A 16,706-nucleotide genomic window follows, 5' to 3' on the forward strand; every position below is an offset into this window, starting at 1 on the left:
GATTCCATTCCAAAGGACGACCAAATGTGTGAAGGACCAGAATGTAACCAGGTGTAAAGTTCTGACTCTTGTTGATTTTGTAGAACATCCGGTTAATAACACTGCTGACAGCTTCGAAAAGACAGTTAAGAAGGTCGCGATCTTCGAGAAAGAAATGGCGTAATTCTTTTGATATGGTGAATACGCAGTGACGGTGCTGACAGTTTATGAGCTTAAATGACATAGCCTGAGAACGTTTCTGTGAATACATGGCACCACATGTAGGGCAGAATCTTGAATGACAACGAAAGGGAACAAATTTGAGAGTACCACAATCAGGGCAGCCGTACATAGCGCCGCCATAAGCAGGATCCCCGCAATTGATCATCTTATCGATGTTTTCCATTTCGGTCTTGCGGGGATGAAGAGTATATTGAATTTCTTCATAATGATCGCGGAACAGATCTTGTAGAGTATTTCGTTTCATAAAATCATTATGAATGAGTTGAGGCAAAAAACAACCCCACCCCTCATGATTGAGGGGCAGGGGAGTTGAGGTGCCGTAGGCACTTTTTTATTGCTAATTCCGGTAAGCGCGCGCCGGTGTTTCTATTAAACAAAATGCAAAAAGAAAAGGAGAAAACTGAATATGGATTATGAACGTTTCAAAGAAGGTTTCCAGGATGCGTTAAAGGCTGAACTTGCTGTTAGAGGAGCTGATGTTGAACTTACTGCTCGCAGAGTAGATAAGATGAATGGAAGCTATGATGCTATCACGGTAAGACCTACGGAAAGTTCTATTGGAGTGAACATCAGCATTGAAAAGGCGTTTGCTTCTTATGAGAACGGAACTCCGATTCCGGAGATTGCAGAGCATTTTGCTGATGCAGTGGAAAAAGGATTCCGTGAATCCCCTCAGGTAGATCTGGAGTCGCTTTCTGATTATGAGCAGATGAAGAGCAAGCTTTCTATGGAAGTGGTTTCTGCAGAGAAGAATGCGGAACTTCTTGAGAGCGTACCTCATGAAAGAATGGAGGATATGGCTGTTGTTTATCGCTTTGTGCTTGATCAGACAGATTCCGGCAATGGAACAATCCTTGTTACCAATCAGTTGCTTGATCAGTATGGCATTACCAAAGAGCAGCTTCGCGCTGATGCTATGGAGAATGCACCTGAAATCAGACCATCTGAGATCAGAGGTATGTCTGAAGTAATGAGTGAGCTTGCACCTGGCATGATTCCTGAGGTTGCACCGGAAGATGAGCAGATGTTTGTTGCTACAGTTCCGGATAAGATCCATGGAGCTGGTGTTATCGCATATCCGAATTTCATGGAGGATGCAGCTCAGAAGATGGGCGGTGACTTCTTTGTTCTTCCAAGCAGTATTCATGAGGTGTTGCTTGTCAAGGACAATGGCCAGATGACAGCCAAAGAGCTGGAAAACATGGTTAAGGAAGTCAATGCGACTCAGGTAGAACCTGCGGATCAGCTTACAGATCACGTTTATCATTACGATAGCCAGAATCATATTTTTGAGTTGGCTGATAAGTATGAGGAACGTCAGCGTGAGGCTGAACACGAGGCTGTTGATAAAGATTCCGTCCTTGGAGATCTAAAAGAAAAGAAACAGGAGATTGCAAAGAAAGATCCGGCTAAGGATGCAGCAACAAAGGCTACAACCAAGAAGCATGAGACTTCTTTATAAGCTCCATCATAAGTAAGAGAGAGGCTTCCCTATTTTTAGGGAGGCCTTTTTCAATGGCGAAAGGAGATATCTAAGATGAGTAAGAAATATATTAGAGTTCAGAAGAACTTCAACAAAGACGGCATTTCCAGAGTGCCTCACAGTGTATCACCAAAGCTTGGTCCGGTTACACCCTGTAATTGCAGTCATCCTTGCCCTTATGGCAACGGAAGGACATTTTGTTTTCCTTGTTATCAGAAGCTTGTTGCTGACAGCAGAAGTAAGGTAATAGTTAACTATAACCATTTTCTTGGATATACAAAAGATGAAAACGGAAAACTTGTAATAGTTGAAGAGGAAGCAAAGATAATCCGTCGGATATACCGAGAGTTTTTGGATGGGGCTACTTGCGGGGACATCAAGAAGGGGCTCGAGCGTGATAAGTTAATGACCGGAGCTAAAGGATATAGATGGCATGAAAGCACTATCCTGGGGATACTTACAAACGAGAAATACATCGGGGACGCGCTTTTGCAGAAAACTATTACAACAGACTTTATTGAGAAAACTAGGATAAAGAATGACGGCTCTGTCCCGCAGTATTATGTAACCGATGATCATGAAGCAATTATACCGAGGGATATCTTTGCAGAAGTTCAAGAAGAAATCCAAAGAAGACAGAGCTTAGCTAATAGGATACCTGGAAAAAAGCGAATCTATAACAACAAATATGCATTGGGCTACATTTGCACTTGTGTAAAATGTGGAGATATTTACAGAAGGGTTCATTATGCGGAGGGACTCTATAAAGAGGTTTGGCGCTGCTGTACCAGGCTAGAAGGTGGACCAACGGCGTGTGATGCGTCTACAGTGGTGGAGCCTGATCTTCATGAAGCAGTGGTAAAAGCAATAAATCAGGTGATGAAGTGCTCACCGACCATGAAAGACACTCTGATGCAGAACATAAAAACTGCCCTGGCAGATGATAACTCACCAGAGATTGAGAAAATAAATAAGAAGCTTTCGGATAAACAAGATGAGATTGTTAAATTGGCTCAGGCAAAAAAGGACTACACTGCCCTTGCAGATGAGCTTGACAGGCTTAATGAAGAAAAGCAGGAGATTCTTGCCAAAAAGGTACAGAGAGAAAGCCTTAAGAATAGGATCCGGGAGCTGGAAGAATTTATACAACAAACAGGCCATGAGATTACAGAATATGATGAAAAACTAGTCCGGAGATATATAAAAGAAATAAAGATACACGAAGACAGATTTCAGGTGATTTTTAAGGCCGGGATTGATATTGATATTCCACGAGATAGATAAATCACTATGCTGCGGCAGGCAAAGGCTTGCCGCTTTTTTATTTGAACATTTTAGAGAGTATTACAATTATAGAGCTTTTACGCATATAAGCCATTGTGATATTATGGTAAATGCTGAAAAATATAATATAGCTAATTGAATAAGTAATGGTAATGGATTATTTAACTGATGCGATGTTTTGTACTAATGCAAAGTATGACTACAACATTATTATTCAATAATATGCTAGAAAGGGAGCAGTTTTGGAATTTGTAATAGGATTATCTATAGCCTTGATTTTGGGGATCATTCCAGCAAACATAGCAAAGAATAAAGGAAAGGATTTTATGACCTGGTACATCTATGGTGTGTTGCTATGGATTGTTGCAATTATTCATGCTATTTGTCTGCCTGATCCATCAAAAGAAGATAATGCAAAACAGAATATAGTTCTATTAAATGCTCAGGGCACCTCAGAAATACCTGAAGAAATAGATATTAATGCAAATGCTTTAGTTGAACAAACGATTTTTTCAATGAATGACAATCAGGTATTTGTTAACTGTAATATCAGAAACTTGTCCTTAGATAAAACTATCGTTGCTGTCAAAGCTTCAGGAAAAATGCTTAACTCATTTGATAATGAAATTGTTGTTAATGGCAATTCTGAAACAGGGGTGCTACTTCAGGATTTAAATATAATGCCCGGGGAAACTGGAAAAAATAGAATAGAAGTTCTGCTTCCTGATAATGAAATTCGTAAGTTGAATTTACATATTGATCAGATAAAGTATTCAGATGGAACTATATGGAATAATAATACTTCACACATGGTGCCTACTTGTCAAAACAGATTGTCTGAAAAATACTTGGAATATGCTAAAAAATACTCATCAAAAGCACGTTATCATTCTGCGATAAAAACGGATTACTGGCAATGTGTTTGCGGCTTTGCTAATCGTATAGAATCAAATAGCTGTCCTTTTTGTGGATTTGAAAAGCGAAATGCAGAAATATTTGATTTGAGTAATATTGACACAAACTATGAAAGCTACCAAGAGTCAAAAAGATTAAAGGCCGAGGAAGCTAAAAAAGCAAATAAAAAGAAAATGACAATGGGACTAATTGCAAGTGCGGTTTTTGCTATGGTAATTATCATTATTCTGGCTATGCCCAAAATAAAAAACCAAATTGCAAAACGTTATATTGAAGCAGGAAATTATGATAAGGCAATAAGTCTTTTGGAAACTATGGATATTGATGATAGCCAGACGTCTCTTTTATTTCGAAGCGTACACCTGAAAAAGGGTTTTTCTTTATTAGAAAAAGGTGAATGCGAGGAAGCAGCTGAGGAGTTTAAGCAAATTTCAACAAATATATTTTCAGCTTTAGACGGAATAGAATATAAGTATCCGCATGATGTTGTAGAGGATTTGCTTCGTGTTGATGATAGTAATGATGTAAAGGCTCTTGCGTATGAATTTGCAAATCAGTTGGCACAGAATGAATACGAGAAGGCAATAGAAACATATGACTTGCTTGGCGATTATGAGGATTGTAAAGAAAAGGCGACAAACCTTAAGTATGAATTTATTCTAAGATATAAGGATTATATTACGTATGGAAATAGGAGTATACTTGAAAGATATTTGAATGAACTAAGTGAGATAAATTACAAAGATTCAAATAAAATATTGGAAGATTTATTTGGATGAAGCTTAGAATAAAGGAACATAAAATGAAAAGAATACGTGTTGTTGCTGCTGTGATCTGTGATTCTATGAAGGATAAGAAGCAGATATTTGCTACAGCAAGAGGTTATGGAGAATTTAAAGGTGGCTGGGAATTTCCTGGTGGAAAGATAGAAGAAGGGGAAACACCACAACAGGCCATTGTTAGAGAAATCAAAGAAGAGCTTGGAGCCACCATCGCGGTAGGTGACCTTATAGATACGATTGAGTATGATTACCCTACATTCCACTTATCTATGGACTGCTTTTGGGGTGAGGTAATCGAAGGGGAATTAAAGCTTTTGGAAGCAGAGGCTGCAAAATGGCTGACAAAGGATACTTTATATGATGTAGATTGGCTTCCAGCAGATATAACACTTGTAGAGAAAATAAGAGAAAAAATGATGTAAAGCGCTCTTTAAGGAGGTTTGCTCTTGGCTAGTTACAGATTTAATGATTTAGGTGGAGTTGAGATCGATTTTGATGGAATAAAGCCATCAGTGGAAATTCGGAATAAAATGAAAGCAGTAAAGTACCGCTGGAATCCTCAAAAGATGATCTGGTGGGCACATAAAAACGATGAAACTGTAGCTGTTGCTAAGGAAATATGCGGTGACGGACATGAAGCTAATGTTGTAACAGTAGAATCAACTGCGCAGGCCACAAAAGCAGTAAAGAAGTATGTAAGAAGCCTTATGAAGAGAAAGATCTGACGGAGGGGTGCTGATCGTCCAGTGGACGATCGTTTAGCACCGACCGAAACGAAGTGGAGAAAAGGGTATGGCGTTAGATTATAAGAAGGAATACAAAGAATTCTATATGCCGAAGGGCACGCCGTCTATCGTTACTGTTCCGAAGATGAATTATATCGCGGTCAGGGGCAGCGGAAATCCAAACGATGAAGACGGTGAGTATAAGCAGGCTATTGGTCTTCTGTATGGGATTGCGTTTACGATCAAGATGAGTAAAAAGAGTAATCGTCAGATAGACGGATATTTTGACTATGTGGTGCCACCGTTGGAAGGCTTCTGGTGGCAGGGAGCCGCTTCGGAGAAGCCAAATTTGAATGCGGCGACCGATATGCCGCCGACCGAAGGGAGGGGGCGATTCCTTGGAGAGGGTGTGTCCGGTATCGACTATGATCATAAAGAAGATTTTCAGTGGATATCAGTCATCCGCCTGCCTGATTTTGTATCGAAAGAGGATTTTGAGTGGGCTGTCAGGGAAGCTACAGCTAAGAAAAAACAGGATTTCTCAAAGGTTGAGCTTTTCACCTATGATGAGGGTCTGTGTGTGCAGTGCATGCATATCGGATCTTATGATGATGAACCTGCTACGGTAGAAGCAATGCACAGGTTTATGGAAGAGCAGGGATATGTTCTTGATATTACGGATCAGAGAATGCACCATGAGATTTATCTGAGCGATGCAAGGAAAGTCGCACCGGAAAAACTGAAAACTGTGGTCAGGCATCCAATCAGAAAGAACTCCGACGATACAGTAAAAGTGATGAGGTAAATGGCTATGGGCCTACAATTTGTAAAAGCAAGTACTTCTGATGCCACATTTTTTGTGATGTAAGGCTAAAAAGATAAAGGAACTGCGCGAAAGCACTGGAATGAATCGCAGGGAGTTTTGTGAGTACTTTGATATCCCTTATAGAACTGTCACGGAATGGGAACGTGATATGCGCCATGCTCCGGACTATGTAGTAAGGCTTTTGGAGTACTACATAAGAATGGAAAAGATGTTTAAAAAGGATGAGGACGATAAGATATAATTGGCGAGAACAATTGGCTGGAGGTAATTAGAAATCACATAGTGCCCTTATTTACTTTAATTTCGATTTCCTCTATAATATCCCCTCAGGGGGAATTTTATTAAGGGGAATTATGGTATGAAAAAAATGTCACAACGTCACTTGGGCCTGATACTCATCATGGCCTTCTTTAGCTTGTCTGCTATGTTTTTTCCAAACAAAGCAAAAGCTGCAAATGATGGTAGAAACATCTACTGGATCGATGCCACAGAAAACAGCATTACAGTAGACTGGACCGAAGCTGCCGATTACGAATACAAGAGGAAAAGAGCTGAATACCCAAGCGGTTATTTCGATTATTTTGATGTAGTCATTTATGATCCGGATGACGGAAAATCGCACGCTTTAAATGGTCCCGGAAGTGGTGCTGTAAGAGTTGGTGGTTCTACAAGACAGTACACATTTACAGGTCTACAGTCTGATAAAAACTACTATGTAAATGTCGAATACTATTTTAGATACGCACCCGGCAGTCCGTCAGTTTCTATGTGCAATATTACTCTCGGAAGAGTTTGCACTTCCACAAAGCCGAAGGAACTTCCTGTTCTCGGCGCTACGGGAACAACCGCTACGGTGGATTACCGAGGTCTTATAAAGGAACTGAAGAATGAACTTCAGGACAAGACAAGACCCACTATCACCTATTATCTGGGCTACGGGGACCAGGCAAACGGAAAAGATAATGCCTTAAAAACCGCAAAGGCAATGATCGGAAAAAAGACGCATCGTCTGAACGATTCCCAGGGTAACTACATGCTGAGGGGCCTTTCTCCGAACCATACTTATACCGTTGTAATTGGAGCAAAGATTAGTTATACCGACGGAAAAACAGGTAAAATAATGCTTCGCTATTTTCAGAACGATGCCGTAACCACCACCGGGGAGGATGATAGCACAAAATATCAGAAAGCAGAGTATGTCCCGTTCGATACATCAACCTATGATTCTGCCGGATATAATAAGTATTTGATAAGCTCATTCTATAGTGGCGCAACTATATGGATGAATCCTACCGTAACGGAAAACTCTATTACTGTAGACTGGTCATCAAACAGTGATGAAAGCACTGTAATAAGTCCCGCTAATGGGCAGAGCAATATACAGCTCATGTGCGTTGAATGTGCAAACTATGATCCCGTCGCTGACAAACGTCAGTATGGTTGCCAGTCTAATTACGGACCAAATTTCAGGGAGGCCATGAAAAAAATTGAATCCTCTCCGATAAAAGTCAAAAACGGAGACACAAGTTATACCTTTTCAGGTCTGAAAAACAACACTACATACATGATTATTATGAAATGCGGTTTTTCAAACAAATCCAGAAAACAAGATACTGTATACGCATACACCAAAAATATCACAACACATTCAGGTGAAAAATATACTTCCATAGGAACACAGGTAAAGAATTCCTGTAACAATGCCTATATGTACGATGTGACACTATCGCGAAACGGAAAAACCGCTGAGCTCGACTGGACATCAGCACTGCAGCAGTTCCTGAATCAGGATGTGCTGAAGGGATATTATCCAAGAAGCAACTCTTATAACTACAATTACCAGACTATGTTTTCAATAGGATATGCTGCTCTTCCTGATACTTACAGCAGAGATGCAGTGCTTCAAAGTTATAAGGCAGCGCTTAATATGGCAAAAGACTCCAGGAATTATCTGGCTTTGAATGTTGAGGATTCATATAGTAACTACAAATTATATGATCTTGATCCTGATAAAAAATATGTATTTGCTATTTACTTCAATCCTGTTTTCTATGTATGCGGAGAATCTGTATATATCTATGATCAGGTATTTTACGCTGATGAAAAGGGCATAAACTATTACAAAGCCAAGAAGCTTGGCACTCCATACGATGAGTCAGAGGTCAAGAAGCCGGAGCCTAAACCCGAGCCTCAGCCGGAACCAACGCCGGAACCTCAGCCTGAGCCTAAGCCCGAGCCTAAGCCGGAACCAACGCCGGAACCTCAGCCCGAGCCTAAGCCCGAACCGAAGCCTGAGGTAAAGTCGGAGAATTCTGAGGAAAAGCCTTCTGATACAAAACCTGAAAATGGCAGTAATGAGAGCCAGGAAAACGGCCAGGATAAACCTGCAGAAGTCACTCCCGAAAAGTCTGAATCAGGTAATTCTGAAAAAGCTTCCGAGACTGCTTCAAAAGAATCGGTTACCCCTGTGGATACCGCTTCAAGTGAGTTCGTAAGCGGTACTGACAGCACTAAGAAATCAGCTAAGAAATCAACTAAGGCAATTATAACTTCAGACAAGACAATGCTTTCAGTCCGCAAGCTTAAGAAAAAAGCTCAGACAGTTACCTTGTCAGTAGATAACTCAAAAGGAAAAATAACTGTCAAAAACCTTACAAAGAAGAAGCTTGCCGATAACGCCGAAATAAAGATAAAAGGAAGAAAGATCACCATCAAATTCAAGAAGGGCGCCGCTAAGGGAACCTATAAATTCAAGGTTACAGTCGGAGCCAAAGGCAAAAGCAAAAAGACAACCTCTACTGTAAAAGTAGTCGTGAAATAAAAACGAAAGGGCGCGGCCTAAGCCGCGCCTCTTCTTTTTCGTAAACATTTTGTACTTTGATCAGCCACCGTGTGTCTGATCGTCGCATTAGAATCTCCCCCTCACCGGAAATCTTAATGTTGTAATAACTATATCACCGACTGTCCTACAAAACGTCGTCAAGATATCCTTCGGTTGCACTCGCCCAGGTATAGGAGTTCATGTACTCTCCCCTGAAGCTGTCAATTGCTTCCTTATCTTTATCCAGAAACCGGTACAGGTCGCAGTCGATTTTTTCAGGTACTATTCGCATAAGCCCGGGCTGCGTTTCAAAGATGTCCGATATATTGTACTCCTATAAAGTATCCTTGAGGCTTCTTATAATCGTGTCAAAGTACTTCTGCTTAGCCCTGTCGTAGTCGTCGTCCTCCCAAAGGATGTAGAACAAATCCTTACGGGAGATGAATTGTCCACGGCGATCGACGAGACATGCAAGGAGCTCTTTTGCCTTCGATCTCTTAAAAGCCACCGGTTTATCATCGACCAGAATATTAAAAAATCCGAAAGTCTCAACCTTGATTTTCGAAGGTTTACTCTCGCTGTGTCATTGTGACTGTGAATACATATTTCTTACCGGGTTTTTTTATATGTTGCTCCCCATTTGTATCCATTCCTACCAAAAACTTTAGATGCGTTGTTCTTTACATAGGAGTATGCATTATTAGCCTGTCCATTTTGTGAAGCAGCAAGTACAGGTATTGGTGCTGAAAAGGAAGTGATTATAAGAATAGCGATAAGTAATGCTGTTATATTTTTTAAGATTTTTTTCATGAGATTACAAACCCTCCTTTCTTGAAAAGCAATGAGTCAATAAGCCTCCTGGCCTTTATTTTTTTGCGAGTAAAGATTAGAATGAACATATTGTATAGACAAAACTGGATGTAAGATTTAATTTCAGATAATATGATATTGAAAAAGAAAAAAAATGTTTATAAGAATAGAAAATCAATGAATGAGATGCATGAGTTTTATGATGAAACTCTTGCATCTTTGAATGTTCCTTACGTTGATAGCTATATAAGGACAAGTTTTGGCAGAACGCATTCTTTGCTTGTGGGAGATCCGGGGAAGCCGAGAGTATGCACGATCCACGGCGGCAATGGGATCACGACACTCAATCTCAAACTTTTCCTGCCGTTGCTGAAGGATTTTTCCATCATCGCTCCTGATGTTGTGGGAATGCCGGGGAAGAGCGCACCCTACAGAAATATAAGCAGCAGTAAAGATGAATATGGAATTTGGATAAAAGAAGTCCTTGATCATTACAAAGTGGATAAGATTTCATTTGTTGTTTCATCCTACAGTTCGGCCATGTTTCTTTCTTTTGCAAAAAGTTACCCGGAGATGGTGGATAAGGCTCTTTTGCTGGTACCTTCCGGAATTGCTCATGGTCCTGTAATGCCTATGTTAAGCAATATGATGGTTCCGTTTATAAAGTATTATTTTCATCCGACCGTGAAAGGATTGAATGGAGTGATTCAGTGCATGGGCGGAAAGGGCGATGAGGACTGGCGGAGATTTTTCAATCTGATGATGTCAGGATATAAGATGGAAATGCGTCCTCCGAGGGAATATAAGAAGGATGAACTTAATTGCATCAGATCTCCGCTTCTTATTATTGCATCGGATAATGATATTTTCTTTCCGGCGGACAGGGTATTCAAAAAGGCAAAGGAAATATTTTGTAAATGCTCTGTGCACTGTGTAAGGATTAAGAGTAAGCATTTGCCATCGGAGAAGGTAATGATCAAAGTTTGCAACAAAACCACAGAATTTTTTTGAATACGTAATACAAGTAAAGTTAATTTCAGTAAAACGCTCCATCTGCCAGGGAGTTGGTGCATAATATCGGAATTTAATGGAGCCTTCGTAAATGACCAGGTATAGTATATTGAAGAAACGGAACTTTATGGTGTTTTCAAAACTGGGTTCATTTTAAGGCCTATCGTTAAAAGGTGAAATGTGTTCAAAGCCAGTATTTATCGTGCTTTAGAGCTGCTGGATGCCATGTTGAGACTGTAGTGTTGCTCACTAAGACAACCGCATAACCATGCGGGTTTGAGGGCAATTTACAAGGAAACAAATCGACTAAAATCGAAGCAAAAATTATGTACTTTTAGCGGACGATGAAGCTAAGGGGATATGGAATAATACATATCTGCGGACGTCTCTGTTGTACGCTGATAAGATAGAATTTGAATATGTACGCTGATATGTAGGATTTAAGTCCGCCGAGAGGTTAGGATGAAAATGGTAGATATTGGCGGACGGATTATGAGCTAAAACCTGTAGGCATTGTCTACAGGTTTTTTGTATTGATGAAAGGCATAGAAATTTAATTGCTTATTATTAAAAACATAACAAGAAGGTGAGATAATAATGGTGTACTTTTATATGACCATATTTTTTGGCGAGGAATGAAAGCATATGAGACTTGAGGAATACATTTTAAAGAGAAAAAAAGAGGACGGGATTAACGAGTTTGATCGAGACAAAAGAGCGGAGAATACGCGTATTTGCGTGAACTACGTGTTTGAATATTTCAATAATTATCTTGAAACTACAGCTGGCGAGGAAAGAACCATTTTACATGATGAAAAGATTGAAAAATATGCGAGGACTTTGAGTAAGTATTCTGCTGAAATACAGGAATGGCTAGTGGATATGTATTCATCATACGGAAGATACTTGAATCAAACACTGCCTAGGCTCATAAATGATCCTTACTTTCTTATATATGATTCCGAGGCTGAGTTTAGGGCATTATCCTATGAACTGTATCCAAAAGTAATAAAGAAGTATGATTTTATGAAAACACAGTCTGAGATGCTATTTCGTTTTATAAAAGATGAACACCATGCACGAAGCTTAATTTCAGATGAAATAGCTCCACCGCATATAACGGATAGTATTGATGAATGGATTAGCAAAACATATCTTAAGTACGGTGTGAATATGTATGATTTTTGCTCTGAATACATATTTGAGTTTTTGGAGGAACCAGATAGATGGCCTAAGGCTCATAAAAAACGATCAGAATACTATGAGGAATACAGTAAGTCTGATTCGAAGTACAAGATGTCAAAGTCCTTTTTGTACGACTATGATTTTAAACAAAAAAGCAATCTGTTTGGATTAGACTCGCTTTATAGAGAAATGCCAAAGAAACCATTTGTGAAAGGCAAGAAGCAAGAGATAGAATGCGTATTTATGTACATTTATTGTCATGAATGGGCAAATGAAGAACAGTACTGGGAAGAATACTCTGAGAAGATGATCTGACAATTTGGTTGCGGAGATAGATATTGTGGCTAAGACACACCAACAGTATGAAAATGTAATAAAGCAGATTAACCCTGATGTAGAAAAAAGTTGTTATTGACACTTATAGTAGGATTAAAAAGGCGGTTTTTATGATAGAAAGAGTGGAGAAAGGTGTAAATGATTTGGCTACGGTAGCACCGGATGTTGCGGAACAATGGCATCCAACCAAAAATGGGAATTTGCTTCCTTCTGAGGTTGCGGCTGGTAGCAATAAAAAAGTATGGTGGATGTTTCCGTATGATGACCCTGTCACAGGAAAGCATTTTGATTTCGAATGGGAAGCAACGATATCCAATCGAGTTGGTAGAAAAAGTGGTTGTCCATTTTTGAAGACTAACTCTAAAATTTGGTCTGGTTTTAATGATTTGGCCACGGTGGCACCAGATATTGCAACCGTCAAATGACTGGCCTATTCCAACAGAAGAATTATCGGATAGACCAAAGATCTATAATGAGGATGAATGTCAGATAGTTGCTGACTTGGTGAAGCAGATTATTAGCGAGGGAAATCCAAATACAACAGTTGCTGTAATTGCACCATATCGTGCCCAGATATCATCTCTGCGAAAGGCGTGTATTAATTCGGATCGTGTAAAAATAGACACAGTGGATGGCTTTCAGGGAAAGGAAAGCGATGTTGTGATTTTTTCGGTTACCAGAACTAAGGGCTCATATAGATTCCTTGCTGATGATAGGCGGATCAATGTTGCGCTATCTAGAGCCAGAGATAAGATATTCATTGTTGGCAATCAAGAGTATTCTGAGAGGGACCCGCTATTGAAAACAATTATGGGAAAATGCAAAATTATAGAATGGCAATAAATAAGCGGTTAGCAGCGTAAAAAGTAATTTCAAACATATGGAAGTGTGCGAAAACTGATAATAGTTGACTAATACCTCCTTCAGAGTGACGTATAGTATGCCCATTACGTGGGGCAAACACTATATGTTCAGATAAGGAGGTATCACAATGACAGAAGCAATGGCGCGCCAGATAACGCAGTTAAGAATGAAAGGCCTTGGCTACAAATCAATAGGTATTGTAGTAGGAATTTCTCGTGAGAATGTCAGGTATTTTTATAAGACACATGGCCTTGTAGGAGATATTGAGCAGATTAAGGCAACCGTCAAAGATGAGAATGCACCTAGCAGATGCAAATTCTGTGGTAAAAGGATCAAGAGAAATCCTAAATCCGGAAAGAAGCTCTTTTGTTCAGATGAGTGCCGAAGAGCATGGTGGAAGCAACACCCGGAGAAAAGTATACATTCCCAAGAGGCTACTTATACTTTTGAGTGTGCTTACTGCAAGAGGTACTTTTCAGCAAATGGGAATAAGTTTAGAAAGTATTGTAGTCATGATTGCTATGTTATGGACCGTTTTTGGAAGAATGGCAATTTGAATCATGTGGTGCCCAAGTCGAAGATCAGGGCAGGAATTAAGGATATTGTTTTAGAAGCGTCACGATAATTGCATAATAATCGTGACAAGTAGAATAATAGATATTTGAAAAAGTCTGCATCATAAGGTGTGGGCTTTTTTACTTGCAATATATTTTGAATGGTCATATTATAAAAATGAAAATAACAATTTCAAAAACATGAGGGGATTATGGTAATTGATTATTTGATTGAGAACTTTACAGATGGTGAGCCCATTTTTCTTGAAGAAATACCTACAAATTCCAAGGATTATCTAAGGCAGGAGATGAAGAAGCTTGTTGATAAAGGCAGGTTGGAGCGACTTTATAACGGTGTTTACTATCTTCCATATGTTACAAGCCTGGGAACAAAGGGGAAAATATCTGTAGAAAAGTATATCGATAAGAAGTATCTGAATTCTGGTGGTGCTATTTCTGGATATGTTACAGGACTGCAACTGGCAAATCAATATGGCTTTACTTCACAAAATCCAGCTTGCTATGAAATTTGCAGCAATGAAGCTACTACTAAGCAGAGAAAACAGGACTTTGACGGTAATGCCATTATTGTGTACAAGCCTGTTGACACTATTACTGAGAGAAATGTATCTGCTCTCCAGTTCCTTGATCTGATGACAAATATTGACAAATACAGCGAGATCAGCGGTGGAGAGCTGTTGAAGAAATTGAAAAAGTATGTTAATACAACAAGACTGGATTTTTCGGTAGTAAAGGAATATTTACGTTTTTACCCTGACAGAGTATATAGGAACATATATGAATCTGGCTATATGAGGGAATTGGTGTGAGGACTAATTGCTTGTGAGCAGTTCGTCAGATAAACTACACAATATATCCGACGACAGAAAAATTTTATTGAAAAAAAAGTAGCTTTTGTTATAATGAAACTAACAGGAGCTCCCACACCTCTCTTTGAAGTGTCCAATGGGAGCACATTTTTATTTTAGGGGTTATTATGCAACTTAAAAAGTCTAAGACTTATAAGGAGCAGGTTGAGATATTAAGAAATAAGGGACTTAAAATTCAGAACAGTGGCAATGTTATTTCTTTTCTCAATCATGTTAACTATTATAGGTTTTCGGGATATTTTCTTCCGTTTATTTCAAAAACAGACAAAAAATTTCATGATGGTACAAGCTTTGAGCAATTAGAGAATATATATCATTTTGACTCAGAATTAAGAAAGCTGATAATAGGAACAATAGATGAAATAGAGATATACTTGAAATCTCAGATTTCGTATTACCATTCTCAGAAGTATGACGCAGAAGGTTATACAGATAGTGCAAATTACAATAGCAAACATAACCATAATGCTTTTTTGCAACGTGTATCAACCTGTATAGCTGAAAACCAGCGTACTCTTGTTGTTAAGCACCATATGAATAATTATGGCGGTCATTTTCCAATATGGGTATTGATTGAGTATTTTTCTATTGGAATGCTTTCATATTTTTATCGTGATCTACCTAATATAGATAAAGCGACTATTGCACAAGATACATATGGTGTGAATTATCAGGTACTTGATAGTTGGTTTAGGTGTCTTACTGATTTACGAAATAAATGTGCTCATTATTCTAGATTGTATTATTGGATATTTACAGCGTTACCAAGGATGCCACAAGGCGAAAAATATATACCTACAAGAAGATTATTTGCTCAGCTATATATGCTGAAACTTATGTATCCAGATCATAAAAGATGGAATGATGAATTTGTAAAACCGTTGGCGAAACTAATGAGGAAGTATAAATCGGACATAGTGAAGGCGCATATTGATTTTCCATATAAATGGAAATCTATGCTGTTGTATAAATGATGTCCGCTATTTCTTAACCCCTTCACCGCAAACTATGTAAAAAGGGGTGAACATATCAAAGCCTAGTATCTACGCAGTATGTTAAAATTGTCTGCAGTAGTACCGCATGTGGAGACGGTATGTTTATTGTCCAAACTTCATGAAGCAAAGCATCATATCAACGTAAAGGTAGATATGGACGAGCTTGATCTTACAAGTTTTATGGAGCAAGTTCTTTTATAATTATTGTTAAGGTTGAATCGTAAACTGTATTCACGTACAATTTACAAAGATTTACTTTATTTGATTGGAAAGGAGCATGATTATATGACCATCAGAGTTGTTACCGCTCAGTAGTCTGAGCTTAAATAATAAATGAATCGTAAGCTCAGATGAATCCTAAAAGAAATATCAATTTAGGAGGAGCATTATGAGCTATATTAAGGCAGAGAACGTGCTGCCACAGGAACTGATTGAAACGATTCAGCAATATGTAGACGGTAAATTGATCTATATTCCCTGCAAGGAAAAACAGGAGTGGGGAACCACGACTTCTGCCAAGGTCTTCTTTCGTGAAAGAAATGAAGAAATATACGAAAACTACATAGGCGGAATAGGAATACACGAACTTGCACACAGGTTTTCCTTGTCGGAGAAAAGCATTCAGAGAATCCTCAGGAATCAGAGGCTGGCCTTAAGCAAAGGTGCCCCTTCTGTCTGATCATACCAAAACAAGAGTGTTCTTTAGATGTGGAGGTTGTGGGAAGAAACAGGAGTTTATCAATTCCTATAGATTTAGAGTAAATGCTAACGGTAAGAGTGTTGATGTATGGCTGATATATCGATGTAAGAAATGTAAGCATTCCAAGAACCTCACAATTTATGAAAGGACTCGTCCAGGAAAGATACCTGAAGAATTGTTTAAGAGCTTTATGAATAACGATATGGAAACTGCCATGAAGTATGGTAGCGATATAGACTTTTTAAAAAGAAACAATGCTGAATTAAAATGAATTTCGGCCGGGCTATGTGTCCGGCCATTTCA

19 protein-coding genes are annotated in these 16,706 nt (G+C 39.0%); 17 read left to right on the top strand and 2 right to left on the bottom strand.

Features of this window, described 5'->3' with window-relative positions:
- Positions 1–466 (bottom strand): IS91 family transposase (locus G622_RS25305; protein WP_044957905.1); only part of this gene is annotated, 466 nt, incomplete at its 3' end.
- Between the two features lie 162 nt (positions 467–628).
- Here G622_RS25305 and G622_RS0112425 point away from each other — a divergent pair.
- From G622_RS0112425 to G622_RS24690, 8 genes are all read left to right on the top strand, one after another.
- Entirely contained in the window at positions 629–1,684 is a 1,056-nt protein-coding gene (locus tag G622_RS0112425) for a DUF5688 family protein (protein ID WP_026510990.1), read from the top strand.
- A 75-nt stretch (positions 1,685–1,759) separates the two neighbouring features.
- Complete coding sequence (locus tag G622_RS22800; RefSeq protein WP_049945833.1) at positions 1,760–2,989, top strand: recombinase family protein; 1,230 nt, start codon at positions 1,760–1,762, stop codon at positions 2,987–2,989.
- Positions 2,990–3,231: 242 nt separating this feature from the next.
- Entirely contained in the window at positions 3,232–4,683 is a 1,452-nt protein-coding gene (locus G622_RS24685) for a hypothetical protein (RefSeq protein WP_049945834.1), read from the top strand.
- A gap of 23 nt (positions 4,684–4,706) precedes the next feature.
- A complete protein-coding gene (locus G622_RS0112440; protein WP_026510991.1) occupies positions 4,707–5,108 on the top strand; it encodes a (deoxy)nucleoside triphosphate pyrophosphohydrolase in 402 nt (133 codons plus the stop codon).
- A 24-nt stretch (positions 5,109–5,132) separates the two neighbouring features.
- Positions 5,133–5,411 carry a hypothetical protein gene (locus G622_RS0112445; RefSeq protein ID WP_026510992.1) on the top strand — a complete coding sequence of 93 codons (279 nt, stop codon included), beginning with the start codon at positions 5,133–5,135 and terminating at the stop codon, positions 5,409–5,411.
- Positions 5,412–5,478: 67 nt separating this feature from the next.
- Positions 5,479–6,216, top strand: coding sequence for a GyrI-like domain-containing protein (locus tag G622_RS0112450; protein ID WP_026510993.1), 738 nt, complete (start codon positions 5,479–5,481; stop codon positions 6,214–6,216).
- A gap of 73 nt (positions 6,217–6,289) precedes the next feature.
- Entirely contained in the window at positions 6,290–6,478 is a 189-nt protein-coding gene (locus G622_RS25310) for a helix-turn-helix domain-containing protein (protein ID WP_256374520.1), read from the top strand.
- Between the two features lie 117 nt (positions 6,479–6,595).
- On the top strand, positions 6,596–9,058 hold the full coding sequence (locus G622_RS24690) for a fibronectin type III domain-containing protein (protein ID WP_049945835.1): 2,463 nt from the start codon (positions 6,596–6,598) through the stop codon (positions 9,056–9,058).
- A 609-nt stretch (positions 9,059–9,667) separates the two neighbouring features.
- Here G622_RS24690 and G622_RS0112465 read toward each other — a convergent pair.
- A complete protein-coding gene (locus G622_RS0112465) occupies positions 9,668–9,868 on the bottom strand; it encodes a hypothetical protein (protein WP_026510994.1) in 201 nt (66 codons plus the stop codon).
- Between the two features lie 138 nt (positions 9,869–10,006).
- On the opposite strand from G622_RS0112465, the gene G622_RS0112470 reads away from it, so the two are divergent.
- From G622_RS0112470 to G622_RS22830, 9 genes are all read left to right on the top strand, one after another.
- The gene (locus G622_RS0112470; protein WP_196814215.1) at positions 10,007–10,879 is read left to right on the top strand and encodes an alpha/beta fold hydrolase; all 873 of its coding nucleotides are present in this window, start codon (positions 10,007–10,009) and stop codon (positions 10,877–10,879) included.
- Between the two features lie 645 nt (positions 10,880–11,524).
- Complete coding sequence (locus G622_RS0112475) at positions 11,525–12,379, top strand: hypothetical protein (protein ID WP_026510996.1); 855 nt, start codon at positions 11,525–11,527, stop codon at positions 12,377–12,379.
- A gap of 131 nt (positions 12,380–12,510) precedes the next feature.
- Positions 12,511–12,825: a zinc-ribbon domain-containing protein gene (locus G622_RS22820; protein ID WP_049945836.1), complete on the top strand. Its 315-nt coding sequence runs from the start codon at positions 12,511–12,513 to the stop codon at positions 12,823–12,825.
- Positions 12,809–13,243 carry a C-terminal helicase domain-containing protein gene (locus tag G622_RS0112485; RefSeq protein WP_026510997.1) on the top strand — a complete coding sequence of 145 codons (435 nt, stop codon included), beginning with the start codon at positions 12,809–12,811 and terminating at the stop codon, positions 13,241–13,243. The genes G622_RS22820 and G622_RS0112485 overlap by 17 nt, the downstream gene beginning before the upstream one ends.
- Before the next feature lie 148 nt (positions 13,244–13,391).
- Complete coding sequence (locus G622_RS22825; RefSeq protein ID WP_044957629.1) at positions 13,392–13,889, top strand: hypothetical protein; 498 nt, start codon at positions 13,392–13,394, stop codon at positions 13,887–13,889.
- A gap of 141 nt (positions 13,890–14,030) precedes the next feature.
- Positions 14,031–14,648, top strand: a complete 618-nt coding sequence (locus G622_RS0112495) for a hypothetical protein (protein ID WP_026510998.1) — start codon at positions 14,031–14,033, stop codon at positions 14,646–14,648.
- A 167-nt stretch (positions 14,649–14,815) separates the two neighbouring features.
- The gene (locus G622_RS0112500) at positions 14,816–15,682 is read left to right on the top strand and encodes an Abi family protein (protein WP_044957631.1); all 867 of its coding nucleotides are present in this window, start codon (positions 14,816–14,818) and stop codon (positions 15,680–15,682) included.
- Positions 15,683–16,091: 409 nt separating this feature from the next.
- Entirely contained in the window at positions 16,092–16,382 is a 291-nt protein-coding gene (locus G622_RS0112510; protein ID WP_026511000.1) for a CD3324 family protein, read from the top strand.
- Positions 16,366–16,674, top strand: a complete 309-nt coding sequence (locus G622_RS22830) for a DUF1062 domain-containing protein (protein ID WP_049945837.1) — start codon at positions 16,366–16,368, stop codon at positions 16,672–16,674. The genes G622_RS0112510 and G622_RS22830 overlap by 17 nt, the downstream gene beginning before the upstream one ends.
- The last annotated feature ends 32 nt before the right edge of the window (positions 16,675–16,706 follow it).

Origin of the sequence: Butyrivibrio sp. LC3010 (assembly GCF_000424385.1) — a bacterium.
In the GTDB taxonomy this organism is placed as follows: Bacteria; Bacillota; Clostridia; order Lachnospirales; family Lachnospiraceae; genus Butyrivibrio.

Bases quoted from the DNA above. Each gene is read 5' to 3' on its own strand.
- G622_RS0112425 (WP_026510990.1), top strand. From the start codon at position 629: ATGGATTATGAACGTTTCAAAGAAGGTTTCCAGGATGCGTTAAAGGCT.
- G622_RS22800 (WP_049945833.1), top strand. From the start codon at position 1,760: ATGAGTAAGAAATATATTAGAGTTCAGAAGAACTTCAACAAAGACGGC.
- G622_RS0112440 (WP_026510991.1), top strand. From the start codon at position 4,707: ATGAAAAGAATACGTGTTGTTGCTGCTGTGATCTGTGATTCTATGAAG.
- G622_RS0112450 (WP_026510993.1), top strand. From the start codon at position 5,479: ATGGCGTTAGATTATAAGAAGGAATACAAAGAATTCTATATGCCGAAG.
- G622_RS24690 (WP_049945835.1), top strand. From the start codon at position 6,596: ATGAAAAAAATGTCACAACGTCACTTGGGCCTGATACTCATCATGGCC.
- G622_RS0112465 (WP_026510994.1), bottom strand. From the start codon at position 9,868: ATGAAAAAAATCTTAAAAAATATAACAGCATTACTTATCGCTATTCTT.
- G622_RS0112475 (WP_026510996.1), top strand. From the start codon at position 11,525: ATGAGACTTGAGGAATACATTTTAAAGAGAAAAAAAGAGGACGGGATT.
- G622_RS22820 (WP_049945836.1), top strand. From the start codon at position 12,511: ATGATAGAAAGAGTGGAGAAAGGTGTAAATGATTTGGCTACGGTAGCA.
- G622_RS22825 (WP_044957629.1), top strand. From the start codon at position 13,392: ATGACAGAAGCAATGGCGCGCCAGATAACGCAGTTAAGAATGAAAGGC.
- G622_RS0112495 (WP_026510998.1), top strand. From the start codon at position 14,031: ATGGTAATTGATTATTTGATTGAGAACTTTACAGATGGTGAGCCCATT.
- G622_RS0112500 (WP_044957631.1), top strand. From the start codon at position 14,816: ATGCAACTTAAAAAGTCTAAGACTTATAAGGAGCAGGTTGAGATATTA.
- G622_RS0112510 (WP_026511000.1), top strand. From the start codon at position 16,092: ATGAGCTATATTAAGGCAGAGAACGTGCTGCCACAGGAACTGATTGAA.